The organism is Streptomyces tatrensis, assembly GCF_049310065.1.
Classification (GTDB): domain Bacteria; phylum Actinomycetota; class Actinomycetes; order Streptomycetales; family Streptomycetaceae; genus Streptomyces.
Window position 1 is genome coordinate 5,982,169 of record NZ_JBMDLB010000011.1, and the last position, 18,052, is coordinate 6,000,220.

At 70.1% G+C, this 18,052-nt stretch carries 12 protein-coding genes; 6 read left to right on the forward strand and 6 right to left on the reverse strand.

From position 1 onward, the window contains the following. Positions 1–18: 18 nt before the first annotated feature. Entirely contained in the window at positions 19–1,392 is a 1,374-nt protein-coding gene (locus ACODT5_RS43340) for a restriction system modified-DNA reader domain-containing protein (RefSeq protein WP_422524398.1), read from the reverse strand. 143 nt (positions 1,393–1,535) lie between these two features. Here ACODT5_RS43340 and ACODT5_RS43345 point away from each other — a divergent pair, with 143 nt between their 5' ends. From ACODT5_RS43345 to ACODT5_RS43365, 5 genes are all read left to right on the forward strand, one after another. Beyond that, positions 1,536–3,590, forward strand: coding sequence for a thioredoxin domain-containing protein (locus tag ACODT5_RS43345; protein WP_422524399.1), 2,055 nt, complete (start codon positions 1,536–1,538; stop codon positions 3,588–3,590). A 289-nt stretch (positions 3,591–3,879) separates the two neighbouring features. Further along, positions 3,880–5,184: a glycosyltransferase gene (locus ACODT5_RS43350; RefSeq protein WP_422524400.1), complete on the forward strand. Its 1,305-nt coding sequence runs from the start codon at positions 3,880–3,882 to the stop codon at positions 5,182–5,184. After that, entirely contained in the window at positions 5,181–6,917 is a 1,737-nt protein-coding gene (locus ACODT5_RS43355; RefSeq protein ID WP_422524401.1) for an ArnT family glycosyltransferase, read from the forward strand. The genes ACODT5_RS43350 and ACODT5_RS43355 overlap by 4 nt, the downstream gene beginning before the upstream one ends. A gap of 6 nt (positions 6,918–6,923) precedes the next feature. After that, positions 6,924–8,099: a glycosyltransferase gene (locus ACODT5_RS43360; RefSeq protein ID WP_422524402.1), complete on the forward strand. Its 1,176-nt coding sequence runs from the start codon at positions 6,924–6,926 to the stop codon at positions 8,097–8,099. A 22-nt stretch (positions 8,100–8,121) separates the two neighbouring features. Further along, positions 8,122–10,542, forward strand: coding sequence for a galactose oxidase family protein (locus ACODT5_RS43365; RefSeq protein ID WP_422524403.1), 2,421 nt, complete (start codon positions 8,122–8,124; stop codon positions 10,540–10,542). Between the two features lie 54 nt (positions 10,543–10,596). Here ACODT5_RS43365 and trhA read toward each other — a convergent pair whose 3' ends face one another. Continuing rightward, entirely contained in the window at positions 10,597–11,283 is a 687-nt protein-coding gene (trhA, locus tag ACODT5_RS43370; RefSeq protein WP_422524404.1) for a PAQR family membrane homeostasis protein TrhA, read from the reverse strand. A gap of 219 nt (positions 11,284–11,502) precedes the next feature. Here trhA and ACODT5_RS43375 point away from each other — a divergent pair, with 219 nt between their 5' ends. After that, the gene (locus ACODT5_RS43375) at positions 11,503–13,344 is read left to right on the forward strand and encodes a phosphoenolpyruvate carboxykinase (GTP) (RefSeq protein WP_422524405.1); all 1,842 of its coding nucleotides are present in this window, start codon (positions 11,503–11,505) and stop codon (positions 13,342–13,344) included. Positions 13,345–13,428: 84 nt separating this feature from the next. Here ACODT5_RS43375 and ACODT5_RS43380 read toward each other — a convergent pair whose 3' ends face one another. The 4 genes from ACODT5_RS43380 to ACODT5_RS43395 are packed head-to-tail and all read right to left on the reverse strand — an operon-like array spanning position 13,429 to position 17,922. After that, complete coding sequence (locus tag ACODT5_RS43380; protein WP_422524406.1) at positions 13,429–14,034, reverse strand: hypothetical protein; 606 nt, start codon at positions 14,032–14,034, stop codon at positions 13,429–13,431. Beyond that, entirely contained in the window at positions 14,021–15,649 is a 1,629-nt protein-coding gene (locus ACODT5_RS43385) for a substrate-binding and vWA domain-containing protein (protein WP_422524407.1), read from the reverse strand. Before ACODT5_RS43385 ends, ACODT5_RS43380 begins: the two co-directional genes overlap by 14 nt. Next, positions 15,646–16,827, reverse strand: a complete 1,182-nt coding sequence (locus ACODT5_RS43390; protein ID WP_422524408.1) for a toxic anion resistance protein — start codon at positions 16,825–16,827, stop codon at positions 15,646–15,648. The genes ACODT5_RS43385 and ACODT5_RS43390 overlap by 4 nt, the downstream gene beginning before the upstream one ends. A 15-nt stretch (positions 16,828–16,842) precedes the next feature. After that, the gene (locus ACODT5_RS43395; protein WP_422524409.1) at positions 16,843–17,922 is read right to left on the reverse strand and encodes a hypothetical protein; all 1,080 of its coding nucleotides are present in this window, start codon (positions 17,920–17,922) and stop codon (positions 16,843–16,845) included. Between the last annotated feature and the right edge of the window lie 130 nt (positions 17,923–18,052).

Below are 18,052 nucleotides of genomic sequence, written 5' to 3' on the forward strand. Positions count from 1 at the left end.
GTGGCGAGTGGCGGTCCCTCAGCTTCCGTACTCGCGGAGCAAGGTGATCATGTTCCGGATCTTCCGAACTGCGTCCTGTGGCAGCGGGTCGGGGTTGAAGTGCATGAGGTCGTTCCTGATCTCGCGGAGATCGTTGACCCGGCTCAGGAACACCTTTCTGTCGAGGGGCCAGCCCAGCGCCTCCCACGCGTCCTTGTTCCCCAGGACCTGCTGGTAGTCCCCGATGGAGAGGTCGTCGAAGGCCTCGATCTTCCGCTTGCCCTCCGGGTCGCACAGCGAGGCCGCGTACGTGATGTCGAAATTGGCGACCAGTATCCGGCGCAGCAGCTGGTCGAATTCACCGATGAGGAAGAAGGGCGTGGCCATTTCGCCATAGGTGGCCGCCACGTCGGTGGCCGTGACGATCCCGGCGACGTTGTTCTTCTCGTCCCGAACCAGAACGAAATCGGACTCCGCGAGCATCGGAATGATGTCGACCAGGTGGCGGTCGTATCTGACCTCACGAGGCAGGACGAACGCCTTCGAGAATGGTGCGGACGGATCGGCATGGCGGGCTCGGGTGATGGACTCCCATGTGATGGCTCCCTGCAGGTTGCGGGTCCCCGCGAGAACGGGCAGCTGGGAGTACCCGTTGATCGCCATCTTGGTGATCGCCTCCTCGAATGTCGCTGAGGGGGAGATTGATTCCACGCCGGCCAGTGCGGAGGGAAGGTTGCCCACGGTCAGTCCCACCACGGGCTCGTCCTCTTCTTCGTCGGGGAGGGGAGCGATGGTGACGAAGGCATCCTCGGCGGGAGGCACCTCATCGAGGACCGGGGTGGTGCTGACGACCTGTACTTCGTCGTCGAGGGAGACGGCGTCGAAGTCCGGCGAGGTGGAAAGGCCGTGGTTGGCGAGATCGGCGTGAATCTGCCGGATGATCAGACCGCCGCGTCCTTTCGCGCCCCACCAGTCGATCAGCTGCCGTACCGAGAGGGTCGTGGGTTTGCCGAGCTGCGCCGCGTGCCGCGCCTGCTTCAGCCTTTCGTGGCGTTCCACGGAGAGGGCGGTCTCCTCGGTGACCTCCGCCGCTTCAGCCGCGTCGTCCAGCAGTTGCTGTCGGAGTGTCGACAGCAGGGAGCCGCCGGTCACGGTCCATGCTTCCCAGCCGTCGAAGGATCCCGTGCCGACGGCCGCGCTGGCCGCGGCCGACGGCGATTTGAAGCGCCGGCCGTCCAGCAGCTCGATCCGGTGGTCCGACGCGATGCGGGCCGTATGCGTCTCCCCGACCCGAGGGCGGTCGAAGGTCAGTGTCTCGCCCTCTTTGAGGAGCCCGGCCTCGATCAGATGGGAAAGGGTGACGCGGCGGCCGTCCAGAAGATAGGAGGCCCGCTGCTGACCGGCGTCGCTCATTTTTGTGGTCCCTCCCCAGGGTATGAAACAGGTGCTGTCGCATCCTCCACTGATCGGGCAGCGCTGTCGTGGGCTTCCGGGAAATGCGGCGTTCGGCCGTGAGGTTTTGGGGCGGACTCCTGCTCGTGCGGCAGGATGGCCCCATGTCGAACCGCCTCGCGAACGAGACCTCTCCGTACCTGCTCCAGCATGCCGACAACCCCGTCGACTGGTGGCCCTGGTCCCCGGAGGCCTTCGCGGAGGCGCGGGAGCGTGGGGTGCCGGTCATGCTCAGCGTCGGTTACTCAAGCTGCCACTGGTGTCATGTCATGGCCAACGAATCCTTCGAGGACGAGCTGACGGCTGTCTATCTCAACGAGCACTTCGTCAACGTCAAGGTCGACCGCGAAGAGCGGCCCGACATCGACGCCGTCTACATGGAAGCCGTGCAGGCCGCCACCGGGCAGGGCGGGTGGCCCATGACCGTGTTCCTCACGCCCGATGCCGAACCCTTCTACTTCGGGACCTACTTCCCGCCCGAGCCCCGGCACGGGATGCCCTCCTTCATGCAGGTGCTCGAAGGCGTGCGCACCGCGTGGGTCGGGCGGCCCGAGGAGGTGGCGGAGGTTGCGCAGCGGATCGTGCGGGACCTCTCGGGGCGGCAGCTCGACTACGGGAAGGCCGGTACCCCCGGGCCCGAGGAGCTCGCGCAGGCGCTGCTCGGGCTGGTGCGGGAGTACGACTCCACGCGCGGGGGGTTCGGCGGGGCGCCGAAGTTCCCGCCGTCCATGGTGCTGGAGTTCCTGCTGCGCCACCACGCCCGGACCGGGTCCGAGGGCGCGCTGGAGATGGCGGCCGATACGTGTGGGGCCATGGCGCGGGGCGGGATCTACGACCAGCTCGGGGGCGGGTTCGCGCGGTACTCCGTGGACCGGGACTGGCGAACACCGCATTTTGAAAAGATGCTCTACGATAATGCGCTTCTTTGTCGCGTATATGCCCACCTGTGGCGCACCACCGGGGACGATCTCGCGCGCCGGGTCGCGCTGGAGACCGCCGACTTCATGGTCCGCGAACTGCGCACCCAGGAGGGCGGCTTCGCCTCCGCGCTGGATGCCGACAGTGAGGACCCGGAGACGGGGAAGCACGTGGAGGGCGTCTACTACGCCTGGACTCCCGCCCAGTTGCGCGAGGTGCTGGGGGAGGAGGACGGGGAGCTGGCCGCCGCCTGTTTCGGGGTGACCGAGGAGGGCACCTTCGAGCACGGGATGTCCGTGCTCCAACTGCCCGTGCAGGGGCCGGACATCGGTGACGAGCGGCTCGCCGGCTTCAAGGAGCGGCTGCTCGCCGCGCGGCAGGCGCGTCCCGCGCCCGGCCGGGACGACAAGATCGTCGCCGCGTGGAACGGGCTGGCCATCGCGGCCCTCGCCGAGTGCGGGGCCTTCTTCGACCGGCCCGATCTGGTCGAGCGGGCCACGGAGGCCGCCGATCTCCTGGTCAGGGTGCACATGGACGGGAGGGCGCGGCTCGCGCGGACCAGCAAGGACGGGCGCGTCGGGGTCAATGCCGGGGTGCTGGAGGACTACGGGGACGTGGCGGAAGGGTTCCTGGCCCTGGCCGCCGTGACGGGCGAAGGGGTCTGGCTGGAGTTCGCCGGGTTCCTCGTGGACCTGGTGCTGGACCGGTTCACCGCCGAGGACGGCTCGCTCTACGACACCGCGCACGACGCGGAGCGGCTGATCAGGCGGCCGCAGGACCCGACCGACACCGCGGCCCCCTCGGGCTGGACCGCCGCCGCCGGCGCGTTGCTCTCGTACGCCGCGCACACCGGTTCGCAGGCGCACCGTACGGCGGCCGAGCGGGCGCTCGCCGTGGTGCACGCGCTCGGGCCGCGCGCTCCGCGCTTCATCGGGCACGGGCTGGCGGTCGCCGAGGCGCTGGTCGACGGGCCGCGGGAGGTCGCCGTGGTCGGGCACCCGGAGGATCCGGCGCGGGCCGAGCTGCACCGGGTCGCGTTGCTGGGGACGGCTCCCGGGGCGGTCGTGGCGACGGGTCTGGCGGGGGCGGCGGACGGCAGTGGCGGGGAGTTCCCCCTTCTGGCCGAGCGCACGCTCATGCACGACCTCCCCACGGCGTACGTGTGCCGACACTTCGTCTGCGCGCGGCCTACGACCGATCCGGTCGAGCTGGCCGAGCAGTTGGGGACGGTTCGTCCCTGAAAGTGCTGGAGTAGCGTCAATTCCGTTTGTTTGAAGGTCACTTCGGCAACGTGGTTTTTATCTGGAAAGCGCCTACACGTCATGTTCGGTGCCTAGTCTCGTGACTTCGGAGTCACCGATCGGTGACTGACAGCGCCCTCGGGCGCAGGGGAGCGCGCACCGGGGGTTGCGCACGCGGGGGGAATCGGGGACGGGGCGAGGGTGGCGGGCTGGGGAGCCTGCCGCACGTCCGTCCCCGGGGGGTTGGTGAATCGCCGCCCGGGGTTGCGGCATGTCTGTGGGGGACGCTTTGTTCATATCCGTGTTCATTTGTGTCGTTTCGCTCGCGCTCTTCTGGATGGCGGCGTTCACGCTCTGGTGGCAGATGCACGCCTGGCGGACGCCCGAGACGCTCGCCTCGACCCGGTTCGACCGCCCCGACGGCGGTGGCCGGCTGGCCTTCTCCCTGCTCCTGCCCGCCCGCCACGAGCAGGCGGTCCTGGAGCACACCATCGAGCGGCTCCTGGAATCGAGCCACCGCGACTACGAGATCATCGTGATCGTCGGCCACGACGACCCGGGGACGGCGGAGGTGGCCGAACGCGCGGCCGCCCGCGCGCCCGGTCTCGTACGCGTCATCACCGACCACCACGAGGTCAAGAACAAGCCGAAGGCCCTCAATACCGCCCTCCCGCACTGCCGGGGCGACATCGTCGGGGTCTTCGACGCCGAGGACCAGGTCCATCCCGAGCTGCTGTCCCACGTGGACCACGCCTTCCGCGCCACCGAGGCCGACGTGGTCCAGGGCGGGGTCCAGCTCATCAACTTCCACTCCAGCTGGTACAGCCTGCGCAACTGCCTGGAGTACTTCTTCTGGTTCCGCTCCCGGCTGCACCTGCACGCGGAGAAGGGCTTCATCCCGCTCGGCGGCAACACCGTCTTCGTGCGCACCGAGGTGCTGCGCGAGGCCGGCGGCTGGGACCCGAACTGCCTCGCCGAGGACTGTGACCTGGGCGTACGGCTGTCCTCCGTCGGCAAGAAGGTGGTCGTCGCCTACGACTCCGACATGGTGACCCGCGAGGAGACCCCGGGGTCGCTGGTCAGCCTGCTCAAGCAGCGCACCCGCTGGAACCAGGGCTTCCTCCAGGTCTACCGCAAGAAGGACTGGCAGCAGCTGCCCGGCCGCGGTCAGCGCTGGCTGGCCCGCTACACGCTGATGACCCCGTTCATGCAGGCCACGTCCGGGGTCGTGATCCCGGTGAACTTCGCCGTCGCCGTCTTCCTCGACGTGCCCGTCGGCGTCGCGATCGTCACCTTCCTGCCGATGATCACCGCGATGGTGACCTTCGTCTTCGAAGTGGTCGGCCTGCACGACTTCGGCCGCCAGTACGGGCTGCGGGTGCGGTTCATCCACTACGTCAAGCTCGTGGTCGGCGGCCCGTTCTACCAGGTGATGCTGGCCGGCGCAGCGATCCGCGCGGTCTGGCGCGAGCAGCGCGGCCGCAACGAGTGGGAGCTCACCAGCCACACCGGAGCCCACCTCGCGACCGCGTCCGCACCTGCGTCGCCCACCGGCACCCCGAGCACCCTGACCCGAGAGGACAGCCCCCAGTGACCACCACTCTGCCCACGGCCACTGATCCCCAGCCCGGTGCTGCCACCACCACCGACGCCACCGCCGACGCCACCACCGAGGCCACGGCCGACGCCTCCGCCGGGACCGCTCTCGTCCCGCGCCAGCGCTCCGGCGGACTCGGGGTCCGCCCGCCCGCGCCCGCCCGGCCGCTCGTCCGGTTCCGCTCCTCGCGCCCCGACCTGCTGCTGTGCGGGGTCCTGCTGCTCGCGATCCTGCTCGTGCAGGGCTGGAACATCACCAACTTCCCGACGCTCAGCGACGACGAGGGCACCTACCTCGCGCAGGCCTGGGCCGTCCAGCAGGGCAAGGGGCTGGCCCACTACACCTACTGGTACGACCACCCCCCGCTCGGCTGGATCCAGATAGCGGGCCTGACGTACCTGCCGTCCCTGTTCGTGCCCGACTCGATGACCGTCGCGCCGATGCGGTTCTCGATGCTCGCGGTCTCCGCCGCCAGTGCGGTCCTGCTGTACGTGCTCGCGCGCCGGCTCTGGCTGCCGCGCTGGGCGGCGGGTCTCGCCATGGGCCTGTTCGGACTCTCCCCGCTCTCCGTCGTGCTCCAGCGGGAGATCTTCCTCGACAACATCGCCGTCATGTGGATGCTGCTGGCCTTCTGCCTCGCCGCGTCCCCCAGCCGCCACCTGTGGCACCACTTCGCCTCCGGGCTGGCGGCCGCCACCGCCGTGCTGACCAAGGAGACGATGCTGGTGGTGCTCCCGGCGCTGCTGGTGACGATGTGGCGCCACAGCCACCGCGACACCCGCAAGTTCGCCGTCACCGGAGCCATCACCGCCTGTGTGCTCATCGGGGTGACGTATCCCCTGTACGCGCTGCTCAACGCCGAGCTGCTGCCCGGCTCCGGTCACGTCTCCCTCATCGGCGGGATCGTCTACCAGATGGGCCGGGCCGGTTCCGGCTTCATCCTCGACCCGGGCTCCGGCTCCCACGGGGTCTTCGAGTCCTGGCTCTACTACGACACCGTGCTGCCGCTCGGCGGTCTGGCCGGCGCGGTGCTGCTCCTGGTCACCATCCGCTGGTCGGTGACGGCCCGGGCGCTCGCGGGCCCGGCGCTGGCCGTGGTCATCCTCGCCCTGGTCGCCCTGCGGCCCTCCGGCTACCTCCCGGCGATGTACGTGATCCAGGCGCTGCCGTTCCTGGCGCTGGTCCTCGCCGGGGGCGCGGCCAGCGTCACCCACGCCGTGCTGCGCCGCCGCCGCGCGCCGGGGGAGCGGCGGGCCCTGGCCTACGGGCGGTGGGCGCTGATCGGTGTCCTGGCCGCCTCGGCCCTCGTGTACCTCGTCCCGCGCTGGTACGACGGCAACCGGACGGCGCTCACGGTCGACGCGAACGCCCCGTACCGGCAGGCCGCGGCCTGGCTCGGGCGCGAGGTGAGCGACCCCGCCACGACCCGGGTGCTGGTCGACGACGCGCTGTGGCTGGACGCCGTCCACCACGGGTTCGACCCGGGGCTCGGGGCCATCTGGTTCTACAAGGCCGACCTGGACCCGGCGGTCACCAAGACCCTGCCGGGCGGCTGGCGGGACATCGACTACGTGGTCTCCTCGCCCACCGTCCGGCGCGACGCGGCACAACTGCCCAACGTGAAGGCGGCGTTGGAGCATTCGACGCCGGTCGCCGTCTTCGGCGAGGGCGAGGACCGCATCGAGATCCGGCGCACCGACACCACGGCCCGCACCGTCAACGGGAGTTGATCCGCCATGAGTGAAGACCTGTGGGTCCCGCATGCCCCGCACATACCGGAGGCCGCCGTCGAGGCGCCCGCCCCGGGCAGTGTCACCCTCATCATCCCGACCTTCAACGAGGCGGGAAACGTAGCGGAGTTGCTGCGCAGGCTGGCCGCCGCACTGCCCGCGCACCTGCCCTGCTCGGTGCTGTTCGTCGACGACTCCACGGACGACACCCCGGCCGCCATCGAGAAGGCGGCCCTGGAGTGCGCCTTCCCGGTGGCGGTCCTGCACCGCGAGACCCCCGCCGGAGGGCTCGGCGGGGCGGTCGTGGAGGGGATCGCGCGGGCGGACACGGACTGGATCGTCGTCATGGACGCCGACCTCCAGCACCCGCCCCACCTGGTCCCCGAGCTCGTCGGGGAGGGCGAGCGCACCGGCGCCGACCTGGTCGTGGCCTCCCGGTACATCGCCGGGGGCAGCCGGGCCGGGCTCGCCGGGAGCTACCGGATCGCGGTCTCGCGCGGAGCGACCTGGCTGACCAAGGGGCTCTTCCCGCGGGCCCTGCACGGGATCAGCGATCCGATGAGCGGGTTCTTCGCGATGCGCCGCTCGGCCGTCACGCAGGAGGCGCTGAAGCCGCTGGGTTACAAGATCCTGCTGGAGCTGGCCGTGCGCTGCCGGCCGGCGCGGGTGGCGGAGGTGCCCTTCGTCTTCCAGGAGCGCTTTTCGGGGGAGTCCAAGTCCACCGCCCGCGAGGGCCTGCGCTTCCTGACCCACCTCGCCTCGCTGCGGTCCGCGACCCCGCTGGCCCGCATGATCGGCTTCGGGCTGGTCGGGCTCTCCGGCTTCGTCCCGAACCTGGCCGCGCTGTGGATGCTCACGCACACCGGGATGAACTACCTGCTCGCCGAGGTGGTGGCGAACCAGGCCGGGGTGGTGTGGAACTTCCTCCTCATCGAGACCCTGCTGTTCCGCGACCGGCGCCGCCACCGCCGCTGGGCCGACCGGTTCGGGCGCTTCACGCTGCTGGCCAATGCCGATCTGCTGCTGCGGATCCCGCTGATCGCGGTGTTCGTCGGCACGTGGGGTTTCGGCGTCATGTCCGCGACGGCGCTCGCGCTGGTCGTCACCTTCGTCCTGCGCTTCGCGGCGACGGAGGCACTCGTCTACCTCCCCCGCAAAGCAGGCCGTACGCACACGAGTTGAGCCGCACGAAGGGATGCTCCCCATGGCGAGGAAGATCCGGCGCAGGGCAGGGTGGCGGGCCGCCCTGCTGGCCGTCGGCGCGATGACCGCGGGCCTGCTGCTGACGGCGCCGCAGCAGGCCACGGCCGGTCCGCCCAACCTGCTCACCAACCCCGGTTTCGAGACGGCCGGCCCGGCCGGCTCCGACATGCCCTCCTGCTGGTCCAGGTCCGGCTGGGGCGACAACGACTTCACCTTCACGACCGTCGCCGACGCGCACTCCGGCACCAAGGCGATGAAGGTCTCGCTCACCCGCCGGGTGGACGGCGACCGCAAGGCGCTGGTCACCGAGAACGGCACCTGCGCCCCGACGGTCGTACCGGGCCGCCAGTACGACCTGTCGGCCTGGTACAAGTCGAACACCCCGGACGTGTCGGTGACCGTGTTCCGCCACGACACGACGGCCGGCTGGCAGTACTGGACCGACCTGCAGAATCCCCCCGTCAGTGCCGCGTGGGCGCGTACGGAGGTCCGTACGCCGGCGGTCCCGCCGGGCACCGACAAGATCGTGTGGGGCCTGTCCGTCTACGGGGTGGGCACGCTCACCACCGACGACTACGCGCTGGAGGAGGTGGGCGTGCCCCCGCCGCTGCCCACCTGCACGGGCACGGCGACCGAGTGCGCGAAGGGCAAGTGGGAGGTGATCGCCGCCAAGAACCCGGTGCGCTCCATGCACGCCGTCGTGCTGAAGAACGGCAAGGTGCTGCTGATCGCGGGCTCGGGCAACGACATCGCCCAGTTCAACGCGGGCACCTTCACCTCCGCCGTGTACGACCCGGCGAACGGCTCGTTCAAGACGATCCCGACGCCCGTGGACATGTTCTGCTCCGGCCACGTGCAATTGTCCGACGGCCGGGTGCTGGTGATGAGCGGCAACAAGGGCTATCCGTCGGCCGACGGCACGATCGGCTACCAGGGGCTGAAGGATTCGTACACCTTCGACCCGGCGACCGAGAAGTACACGAAGACCAACGACATGAACGGCGGGCACTGGTACCCGTCCGCGACGATCCTCGGCAACGGCGACGTGATCTCCTTCGGCGGGCTGAAGGAGGACTCCACGGGCAACGTGACGGCGGAGAAGTTCTCGGCGGCGCAGAACAAGTGGCTGCCGATGAACGAGGTCAACCAGACCTGGTCGTACTGGGGCCTGTACCCGTCGATGATCCTGATGCAGGACGGGCGGCTCTTCTACTCGGGCAGCCACACCTTCGGCAACGGCACCCAGGGCACCGGCGCCTCCGTCTACGACTACGCGGCCAACACCATCACGGACGTGCCGGGCCTGCGCAACAAGGACCAGCGCGACGAGTCGGCGAGCGTGCTGCTGCCCCCGGCGCAGGACCAGCGGGTCCTGACCATCGGCGGCGGCAACAACGAGACCAACCCGGCGGCGAACCGGATCACCGACATCATCGACCTGAAGCAGCCGAGCCCCGCCTACACGGCCGGCCCGGACATCCCGCTCGGCCTGGTCGACCAGGGCGCGGGCAAGCGCCCGCAGACCGGCGCCGAGGGCAAGATGTACGCGTCCGCCGTGCTGCTGCCGGACGGCAAGGTGCTGGAGACCGGCGGCGCCCTGCACGACCGGGCCGACCCGGTGTACGAGGCCTCGTTCTTCGACCCGGTGACCAACACCTACCAGCCGGGCCTGGCCACCGACCCGATCCCGCGGACGTACCACTCGGCGTCGTTCCTGATGCCGGACGGCCGCGTCATGTCGGTCGGGGACAACCCGGGCAACGGCACGTACAACCACAACGTGTCGATCTACACCCCGCCGTACCTCTTCAAGGGGGCGCGCCCGCAGATCACCTCGGTGATCGACAACCAGTGGGTGTACGGGGACACGCAGCGGATCACCGTCAACCGGGCGGTCGCCAAGGCGGAGCTGATCCGTCCGGCGGCGGTCACCCACTCCTCGGACCCGAACCAGCGGTTCGTGGACCTGCCGCTGACGGTGGTCAACGGCACCACCATCGACCTGAACGTCACCAGCAACCCGAACCTGGCGCCGCCCGGCTGGTACATGCTCTTCGCGGTCGACGCGAACGGCATCCCGTCGATCGCGCAGTGGGTGCACCTGGGCGGACCCTCCGCCCTGGCGGCCGCGGCCGAGCCCCCGACCGCGCACGAGCACACCTTCGCGAACGAGCTGGCCGCCCCGAAGAAGAACCCTGCGAAGCGGGACTCGGCCCCGGTGGCCCCGAGCGTGGCCGGCTGCGACCGGCACTACGGCACGGCCAACGTGTGCGTGCCCACGCGGTTCCCGGCGGAGGTGAAGGCGACGACGAAGGCCCGCTGCGACTGGCTGGCCGCCCACAAGTACCCCGCCCGCCTGAAGGTCAACGGCAGCGACCCGCTGCGCCTCGACCCGGACGGCGACGGCTACGCCTGCACGTAGGCGCCCGGTACGAGGCGGGGCCCCGACCGCTCGCGCGGCGGGGCCCCGCTCCGGTCAGTGGGTGTACGCGGCGATCGAGATGCCCACGTAGTGGGCGACGAAGGCGGCCAGGGTCAGGGAGTGGAAGACCTCGTGGAAGCCGAAGAAGCGCGGTGAGGGGTCCGGGCGCTTCATGCCGTAGATGACGCCGCCGACGCTGTAGAGCAGGCCGCCGACGATGATCAGGACCAGGACGGCGATGCCGCCGGAGCGCATGAAGTCGGGGAGGAAGAAGACCGCCGCCCAGCCCATGGCGATGTAGCAGGGGGTGTAGAGCCAGCGCGGGGCGCCGACCCAGAAGACGCGGAAGGCGATGCCGGCGGCGGCCGCGATCCACACCGCCCACAGCAGGGTCCGGCCGGTGGAGTCCGGCAGGAGCAGCACGGTCAGCGGGGTGTACGTGCCCGCGATGATCAGGAAGATGTTGGCGTGGTCGAGCCGCCGCAGGACGGCCTCGCCGCGCGGGCCCCACGTACCGCGGTGGTAGACGGCGCTGACGCCGAAGAGCAGGCACGCGGTGAGGATGTACACCCCGCACGCCACCCGGGCCGAGGTCGAGTCGGTGAAGGCCATCAGGACGAGGCCGGCGATCACCACGGCGGGGAACATGCCGGTGTGGAGCCAGCCGCGCATGAGCGGCTTGGCCTCCTGAGCGGCGGGTTCGACCACCGGAGCGGCCACGGCAGCGGCGTCAGAAGTCATGACGGCCATGCTACCTACGGTTGCGTAGGTTTCCGTTAGTGCGCTTTACGGAAGATTGACCGGAGTGGCGATGCTCACGTGAGAGGCCCTCTGGACATATGCGCACACGCACCGGATGATCAGATGAGTGCGGTCGACACCGGATGAGCGGAGCGCGAAGCGTCCGGGTCGCGGCCCCCACGGGGCAACACAAATCAAACCCCTCAACAAGGAGCGATCGTGGCGCGCGACATCGCGGCTGGCACCACTTCCGAAGTCCCCACCGAGCACCAGGAGCTCGTGTCCTGGGTCGGGGACATCGCTGCCCTGACCCAGCCGGACCGCATCGTCTGGTGCGACGGCTCCGAGGCCGAGTACGAGGCCCTCTGCGAGGAGCTCGTCTCCAAGGGCACCTTCAAGAAGCTGGACCCGGCCAAGCGCCCGAACTCGTACTACGCCGCCTCCGACCCCTCCGACGTCGCGCGCGTCGAGGACCGGACCTTCATCTGCTCCGAGAAGGAGGAGGACGCGGGCCCGACCAACCACTGGAAGGCCCCTTCCGAGATGAAGGAGCTGTTCGCGGGCAAGGGCGAAGAGGGCGGCATCTTCCGCGGCTCCATGAAGGGCCGCACGATGTACGTGGTCCCCTTCTGCATGGGCCCCCTCGGCTCCGAGCTCTCCGCGATCGGCGTCGAGATCACCGACTCCGCCTACGTCGCGGTCGCCATGCGCACCATGACCCGCATGGGCCAGGCCGTCCTCGACGAGCTCGGCACCGACGGGTTCTTCGTCAAGGCCGTCCACACCCTCGGCGCTCCGCTCGCCGAGGGCCAGGACGACGTGCCGTGGCCGTGCAACACCACCAAGTACATCTCGCACTTCCCCGAGACCCGCGAGATCTGGTCCTACGGTTCGGGCTACGGCGGCAACGCCCTGCTCGGCAAGAAGTGCTACGCCCTGCGCATCGCGTCCGTCATGGCCCGCGACGAGGGCTGGCTCGCCGAGCACATGCTGATCCTCAAGCTCACCCCGCCGCAGGGCGAGTCGAAGTACATCGCGGCCGCGTTCCCGAGCGCCTGCGGCAAGACGAACCTGGCCATGCTGGAGCCGACCATCCCCGGCTGGACCGTCGAGACCGTCGGTGACGACATCGCCTGGATGCGCTTCGGCGAGGACGGTCGCCTCTACGCGATCAACCCCGAGGCCGGCTTCTTCGGCGTCGCCCCCGGCACCGGCGAGCACACCAACGCCAACGCCATGAAGACCATGTACGCGAACACCGTCTTCACCAACGTGGCGCTCACCCCCGACGGCTCCGACGTCTGGTGGGAGGGCATGACCGAAGAGGCGCCCGCGCAGCTGATCGACTGGAAGGGCAACGCCTGGACCCCGGAGTCAGAGACCCCGGCGGCCCACCCGAACGCCCGCTTCGCCGTCCCCGCCTCGCAGTGCCCGACGATCGCCCCCGAGTGGGAGGACCCCAAGGGCGTCCCGATCTCCGCGATCCTCTTCGGTGGCCGCCGCGCCTCCGCCGTGCCGCTGGTCACCGAGTCCTTCGACTGGAACCACGGCGTCTTCATCGGCTCGAACATCGCCTCCGAGAAGACCGCCGCCGCCGAGGGCAAGGTCGGCGAGCTGCGCCGCGACCCCTTCGCCATGCTGCCGTTCTGCGGCTACAACATGGGCGACTACATGGGTCACTGGGTCGACGTGGCCAAGGACAAGGACCAGGCCAAGCTCCCGAAGATCTACTACGTGAACTGGTTCCGCAAGAACGACGCGGGCAAGTTCGTGTGGCCCGGCTTCGGCGAGAACAGCCGCGTCCTGAAGTGGATCGTCGAGCGCCTCGACGGCGCCGCGGAGGGTGTGGAGACCCCGATCGGCATCCTGCCGACCGTCGCCTCCCTGGACACCGACGGCCTGGACCTGCCCGCCGCCGACCTTGAGTTCCTGCTCACGGTCGACAAGGAGGTCTGGCGCGACGAGGCCTCCCTGGTCCCCGCCCACCTGAACACCTACGGCGACCACACGCCGAAGGAGCTGTGGGACCAGTACGAAGCGCTCGTCGAGCGCCTGGGCTGATCCGGCCCACCGGGCTGATCGAGCCCCCACCGAACCCCTGCGGCCGGCTGTCCCCGGCCACGGGCTGACGCGGGATTCCCCGACCTAGGATTCCCTGCGACCTTCCAAATAGGTCGTGTGCGTCTGCTGACGGCGGGCCTCCGTTTCACGGAGGTCCGCCGTCATGCGTTCCGCTTCCTCCCGCAGCAGCGTCAGCTGCCGCTCCAGGTGGCGCTCGGGCGACTCGCCGCCCGCCGTGAGCCGGGTCCACCAGCGGGTCCGGTTGTAGGTGTCCACGCACTCCGGCACGTCCGTGCGGATCGCCCGGGTCAGCGCGTGCACCGCCTCCGGGTCGGCGGCCAGGACCCAGGCCACCCAGCCCGGCTCCAGCATCGCCGCGTACAGCCCCAGCAGTCCGGTGAGCACCTCGGCGGGCTCCGACGGCAGGTCCACCTCGCCGACGTAGTCCTGCAGCCGCGCGAAGTCCTCCCGTACGAAGCCCAGTTGCTCGGCGGGCTCCGGCGGCACCGGCGGGGCCGGCACCTCCGGCGGGGCGACGAGCGCGCCCGCCCCGTACAGCCCGGCGATGACCACCGGCCAGTACGTGCCGGCCACCCCGGTGAGGGTCAGACCCACCCCGACGACCCCGCAGGCACTGCCGGCCAGGTTCTTCTTCGATTCGAGGTACCTGAGAGCTTTACTGGTAGCCACGGATCTCCTCGAAGGCTCCGTCCAGCGAACCGTTGCCGTCGGTGGCGTCGAAGAGCCGCCCGCCGGTCAGTTCGGTGATGTGGGCGAGTTCCTTGCGGTCGGAGTCGCCGAACAGCACCGCGAAGACCGGCGTGTGCTTCTGCGCGTCGGGCAGCCCCGCGTAGAAGGTGTCGAAGTGCTTGGCCCCGACGCCCGCGGTGTTCTCGCCGTCCGTCATCAGCACGATCGAGGTGAAGGCGTCCGCGTTGCCCTTGCCGAGCTGCTGGTACGCCGCCTCCAGGCTGCTGTAGATGGCCGTTCCCCCGTCCGGCTGCAGCGCCTTCACGTCGGCCCGGATCGCGTCCAGGGCGGGACCGGGGTTGCCCGGCTCGACCGCGTGCGTCCGGACCTTCTTCACCTTGTCGCCGAAGGGCAGCAGCGTCACTTCCTCACGGTCCCGGAACCGCTCTCCGGTGCCCGAACTCCCCGTCCCCGTCAGGTCGGTGAGCGCCGCCTTCAGCCGACCGATCCGGTCCTCCTCGGCCATCGACCCCGAGGTGTCCAGCACGTACACCGTGCGCGAGGGCCGGCGCAGCTCGTTCTCGTAGCTGGCCAGCAGCCCGTCCGCCACCGAGCGGGTGCCCGGGAAGGGCAGCTCCCGCCGCTTGTCCGGGTTCAGTCCGGCCGCCGGGGTCACCCCGGCCGCGACGGGCCGCCGGAAGGTCTTCTCGGTGATCGCCTTCTGCGCCTCGGCGCCGCGCAGGTACTCGGTCAGCACGCGCCCCGACTCGCGGGCCCCGGCCGGGGCCGAGGTCAGCAGGGTCAGCGGGTAGTGGGCCGTGACCACGCCGTCGAGCGGCCGGATCACCGTCAGGTCCGTCTTCGCGTCCCGGTTCATGGACAGCAGCACCGACTCGTAGTTCACCAGTGCGTCCACGTTCCCGCGCTGGCCGTACGCGGTCGCCAGCCAGCCCGAGGAGCCCGAGGTCAGCTTCTGCCCGGTGAAGAACTCCTTCAGCTTCGGCTGCGCCTTCGCCACGTCCGCGTCGGTCAGCGCCGCCTGTGCGCCCGAGAGCCCGGAGGCCACCGAAATCAGGGCGGAGAAGCCGGAGTTGGAGCGCACCGGGTCGGTCATTCCGTACGTCAGCTTCCCGCCGGCCACCGCCTCGTGGACCGCCGACCAGGTCACCGACTCGGGCTTCCAGCCCAGCCGGGCCAGCGCCTCGGGCTTCACGCCGAGGGCGACGGGCGAGGACATCACCGGGGTCTCGCTGGACAGCTTGCCGGCGGCCTCGGGGCGCAGCCGCAGGTAGTCGTTGGAGGAGAGCCAGACGGCGTCGTACTTGCCGTCCGCCTTGCCGGAGGCGATCTGCTCGACCGCGTCGAGGGTGCCCGACATGCTCAGCTCGACGCTGATCCCGGTGGCGGCCTTCGCCGCCTTCAGCACCTCGTCCATGTCGGACAGCTCGCTGGAGGCCAGCACGCGCAGCTTGCCCTCCTGGTAGGAGGTCTGCTCCGGCTTCGCGTGGTCGGGATCCTCGGTGCACGCGCTCGCCCCGAGCAGGGTGGCGGCGAGCGCCACCGCCGCGGCGAGCCGTCTGCGCATCACAGCGCCACGGATGCTCATGCCGTTCATCGGGCGTCGCCGCCTTCCAGGGCGCTCGCGGTGCGGGTGCGCGCCAGGTACGCGGAGGCGTGCTGGAGTTCGCCGGTGAGGGACTCCACGGTGGCGGCCATGTTCTCGGTGGCCTGCACCTTGAAGGTGTCGATGGTGTCGAGCGTCTTGTAGATCTGGGCGAAGGCCGTGCGCAGCGTCTCCGCGCCGACGGCCGGGTCGGCGGCGATCCGCTGGATCTCCCCGCTCTGCGAGGACAGCATCTCCGCGTTGCCGCGGATCAGGCCCTCGGTGGTGTCGCGCAGGGTGTTGATCTGCTGGAGCACCTCGCCCTGGGTGTTCAGTGCCTGCGCCAGCATCACGGCGATCCGCAGCGCGGACACCGTCGTGGTCGCGGCCCGGTCGACGCCCTTGATCAGCTCTTCGTTGTTGCGCCGGACCACGTCCATCGCCAGGTAGCCCTGCGCGCAGACGGCCAGCTGGGTCAGCAGGTCCTGGTGCTTCTGCCGTACGGGGAACAGCACGTCCACGCGCAGCGCGTCGGCCTGCTGCGGGTCGCTCTGGCCGGCGATCCGCTGTTCGACGGCCGCGTCCAGGGCCTCGGTGAGCACCGCGTACTCCTGGAGCTTGCCCATGGTCTCCCAGAGGCGGGCGCGCTCGGTGTGCAGGGCGGCGTTGTCGCGCCGCAGCTCGTCCTGGCCGCCGCGCAGCGCGCCGACGATCCGGTTGAGCGTGGTCTGCGAGGAGGCGTACTTGGCCACGTGGTCGCGGAACTTGTTGCCGCCGGGCAGCTTGGAGATGAGCTTGCGCACGCCCTTCGCCGAGCTCTCGCTCGGGTCCAGGTCCTCCACGGTGCGGCGCAGCTCGACGAGCGAACCCGCGACGCGGGCCTGGGCATCGCCGCCGTCGGCGGAGAGGGAGCGTACGGCCCGCTCCAGCATGCGGTTGGACTGCTGGGCGGCGCCGCGGATGTCGGCGGAGCCGAGGCCGGCGATCTCCCCGATGCGGTTCGCGAACTCGGGGGAGCGGCTGTCGATGCCGGCCAGCGAGCCGACGTACTCCCCGGCCCGGCGGGCCATCTCCTCGCGCACCCCGTCCTGGAGCGGCACCAGGCCGGAGGCCTGCTCCCGCTTGACGGGGGCCACGGGTTCGGGGGCGGTGAGGACGAGCGGAGCGTCCTCGGGCGGTGTCAGTGTCATGGTCTTCTGGTCCCCCTATCCCTTGGCGCGCGCGGCCAGCGCCATCAGGACCTTGACGGTCGGTGCGCTGACCTGGCGGATTCCGGTCAGTTCCGATTTGAGGTACGCGGTGTGCGGCGCGGTGGCGGTGGTGAACTCGGCCACGCCCTCCGTGGGCCGGAACCCGTGGCGGACCACGAGCGAGCGCAGCTTCGGGTCGGTGGCCAGCAGGGTGCCGAGCTCCTTGGCCTTGTCGCTGATCGGCACGAAGGTGTGGGGGGAGTTGACGGTGGTGTCGGGGTACAGGACCACCATGTCGCCCGGATCCTGCTTCTGCTGGAGCAGGCTGGCCACTTGGGCCTCGTAGGCGAGGATGAGCGGTTCGCCGCTGCCGCTGATGAAGGCGCGGAAGGGGCCGTCGGTGCTCTGCTCCAGGGCGCCCTGGACCGAGATCAGCTTCTTCATCAGGGGCGCGGTCCGGTCGATGCCGGCGTCGTCGGAGACGACGGTCAGGCCGTTGGCGACGTTCGAGGCGGTGGCGAGGAAGAGCGCGCCCGAGTTGGAGGTGGTGGGGTCGGTGGTCTTGACGAACACCGTGCCGGCCAGCTCGGGGTAGGCGCTGGTCCCGCCCTGGAGTTCCTGCCAGTTCTTGTCCTCGGCGGCGGCCTTCAGGAAGGGGCCGAGGAGGAGGGTGCCGGAGTTCTTGCCGTTCATCTTCGCGAGGCCGTGGTCGCCGAGGACCTTGGCCGCGTTGGCGCGGGCGATGACGACGAGCGGGGAGAAGAAGGGCTTGGCGTTCTGCGCGCCCTTCACTCCGGCCGCCGCCTCGATCTCCGTGGCCGGCTCACTGCTGCTGGGGAAGGCGAAGTCGAAGTCCTTGAGGGCGAGTTGATCCATCGCCCAGGAGCCCGAGGTTTCGGTCTTCACGGTGTAGCCCTTGTCCGCAAGGGCCTTGACGACGTCGGGGTCGCGGAAGAACTCGGACTTCTCCGAACCGATGACGCCACGCACGGTCTTCGTTGCCGTGCCCTCCGGCTTCTTTCCTCCGATGGCGATGACGGCTATCACGCCGCCGACCAGGAGGACCGCCAGGGCGATTCCTAGGATGCGTCTCACGGGTGCAGAGTGCTCGCGGAAACCCACATTCCGCGCGGAGTTGAGTGAACGAGAGGTGACGAGGCGGTCCCACTTCGAAATGCTGTGTGGGCCCGTGGGTGCTGGTGACCGGGGCGGGCTGCCGGGAGGA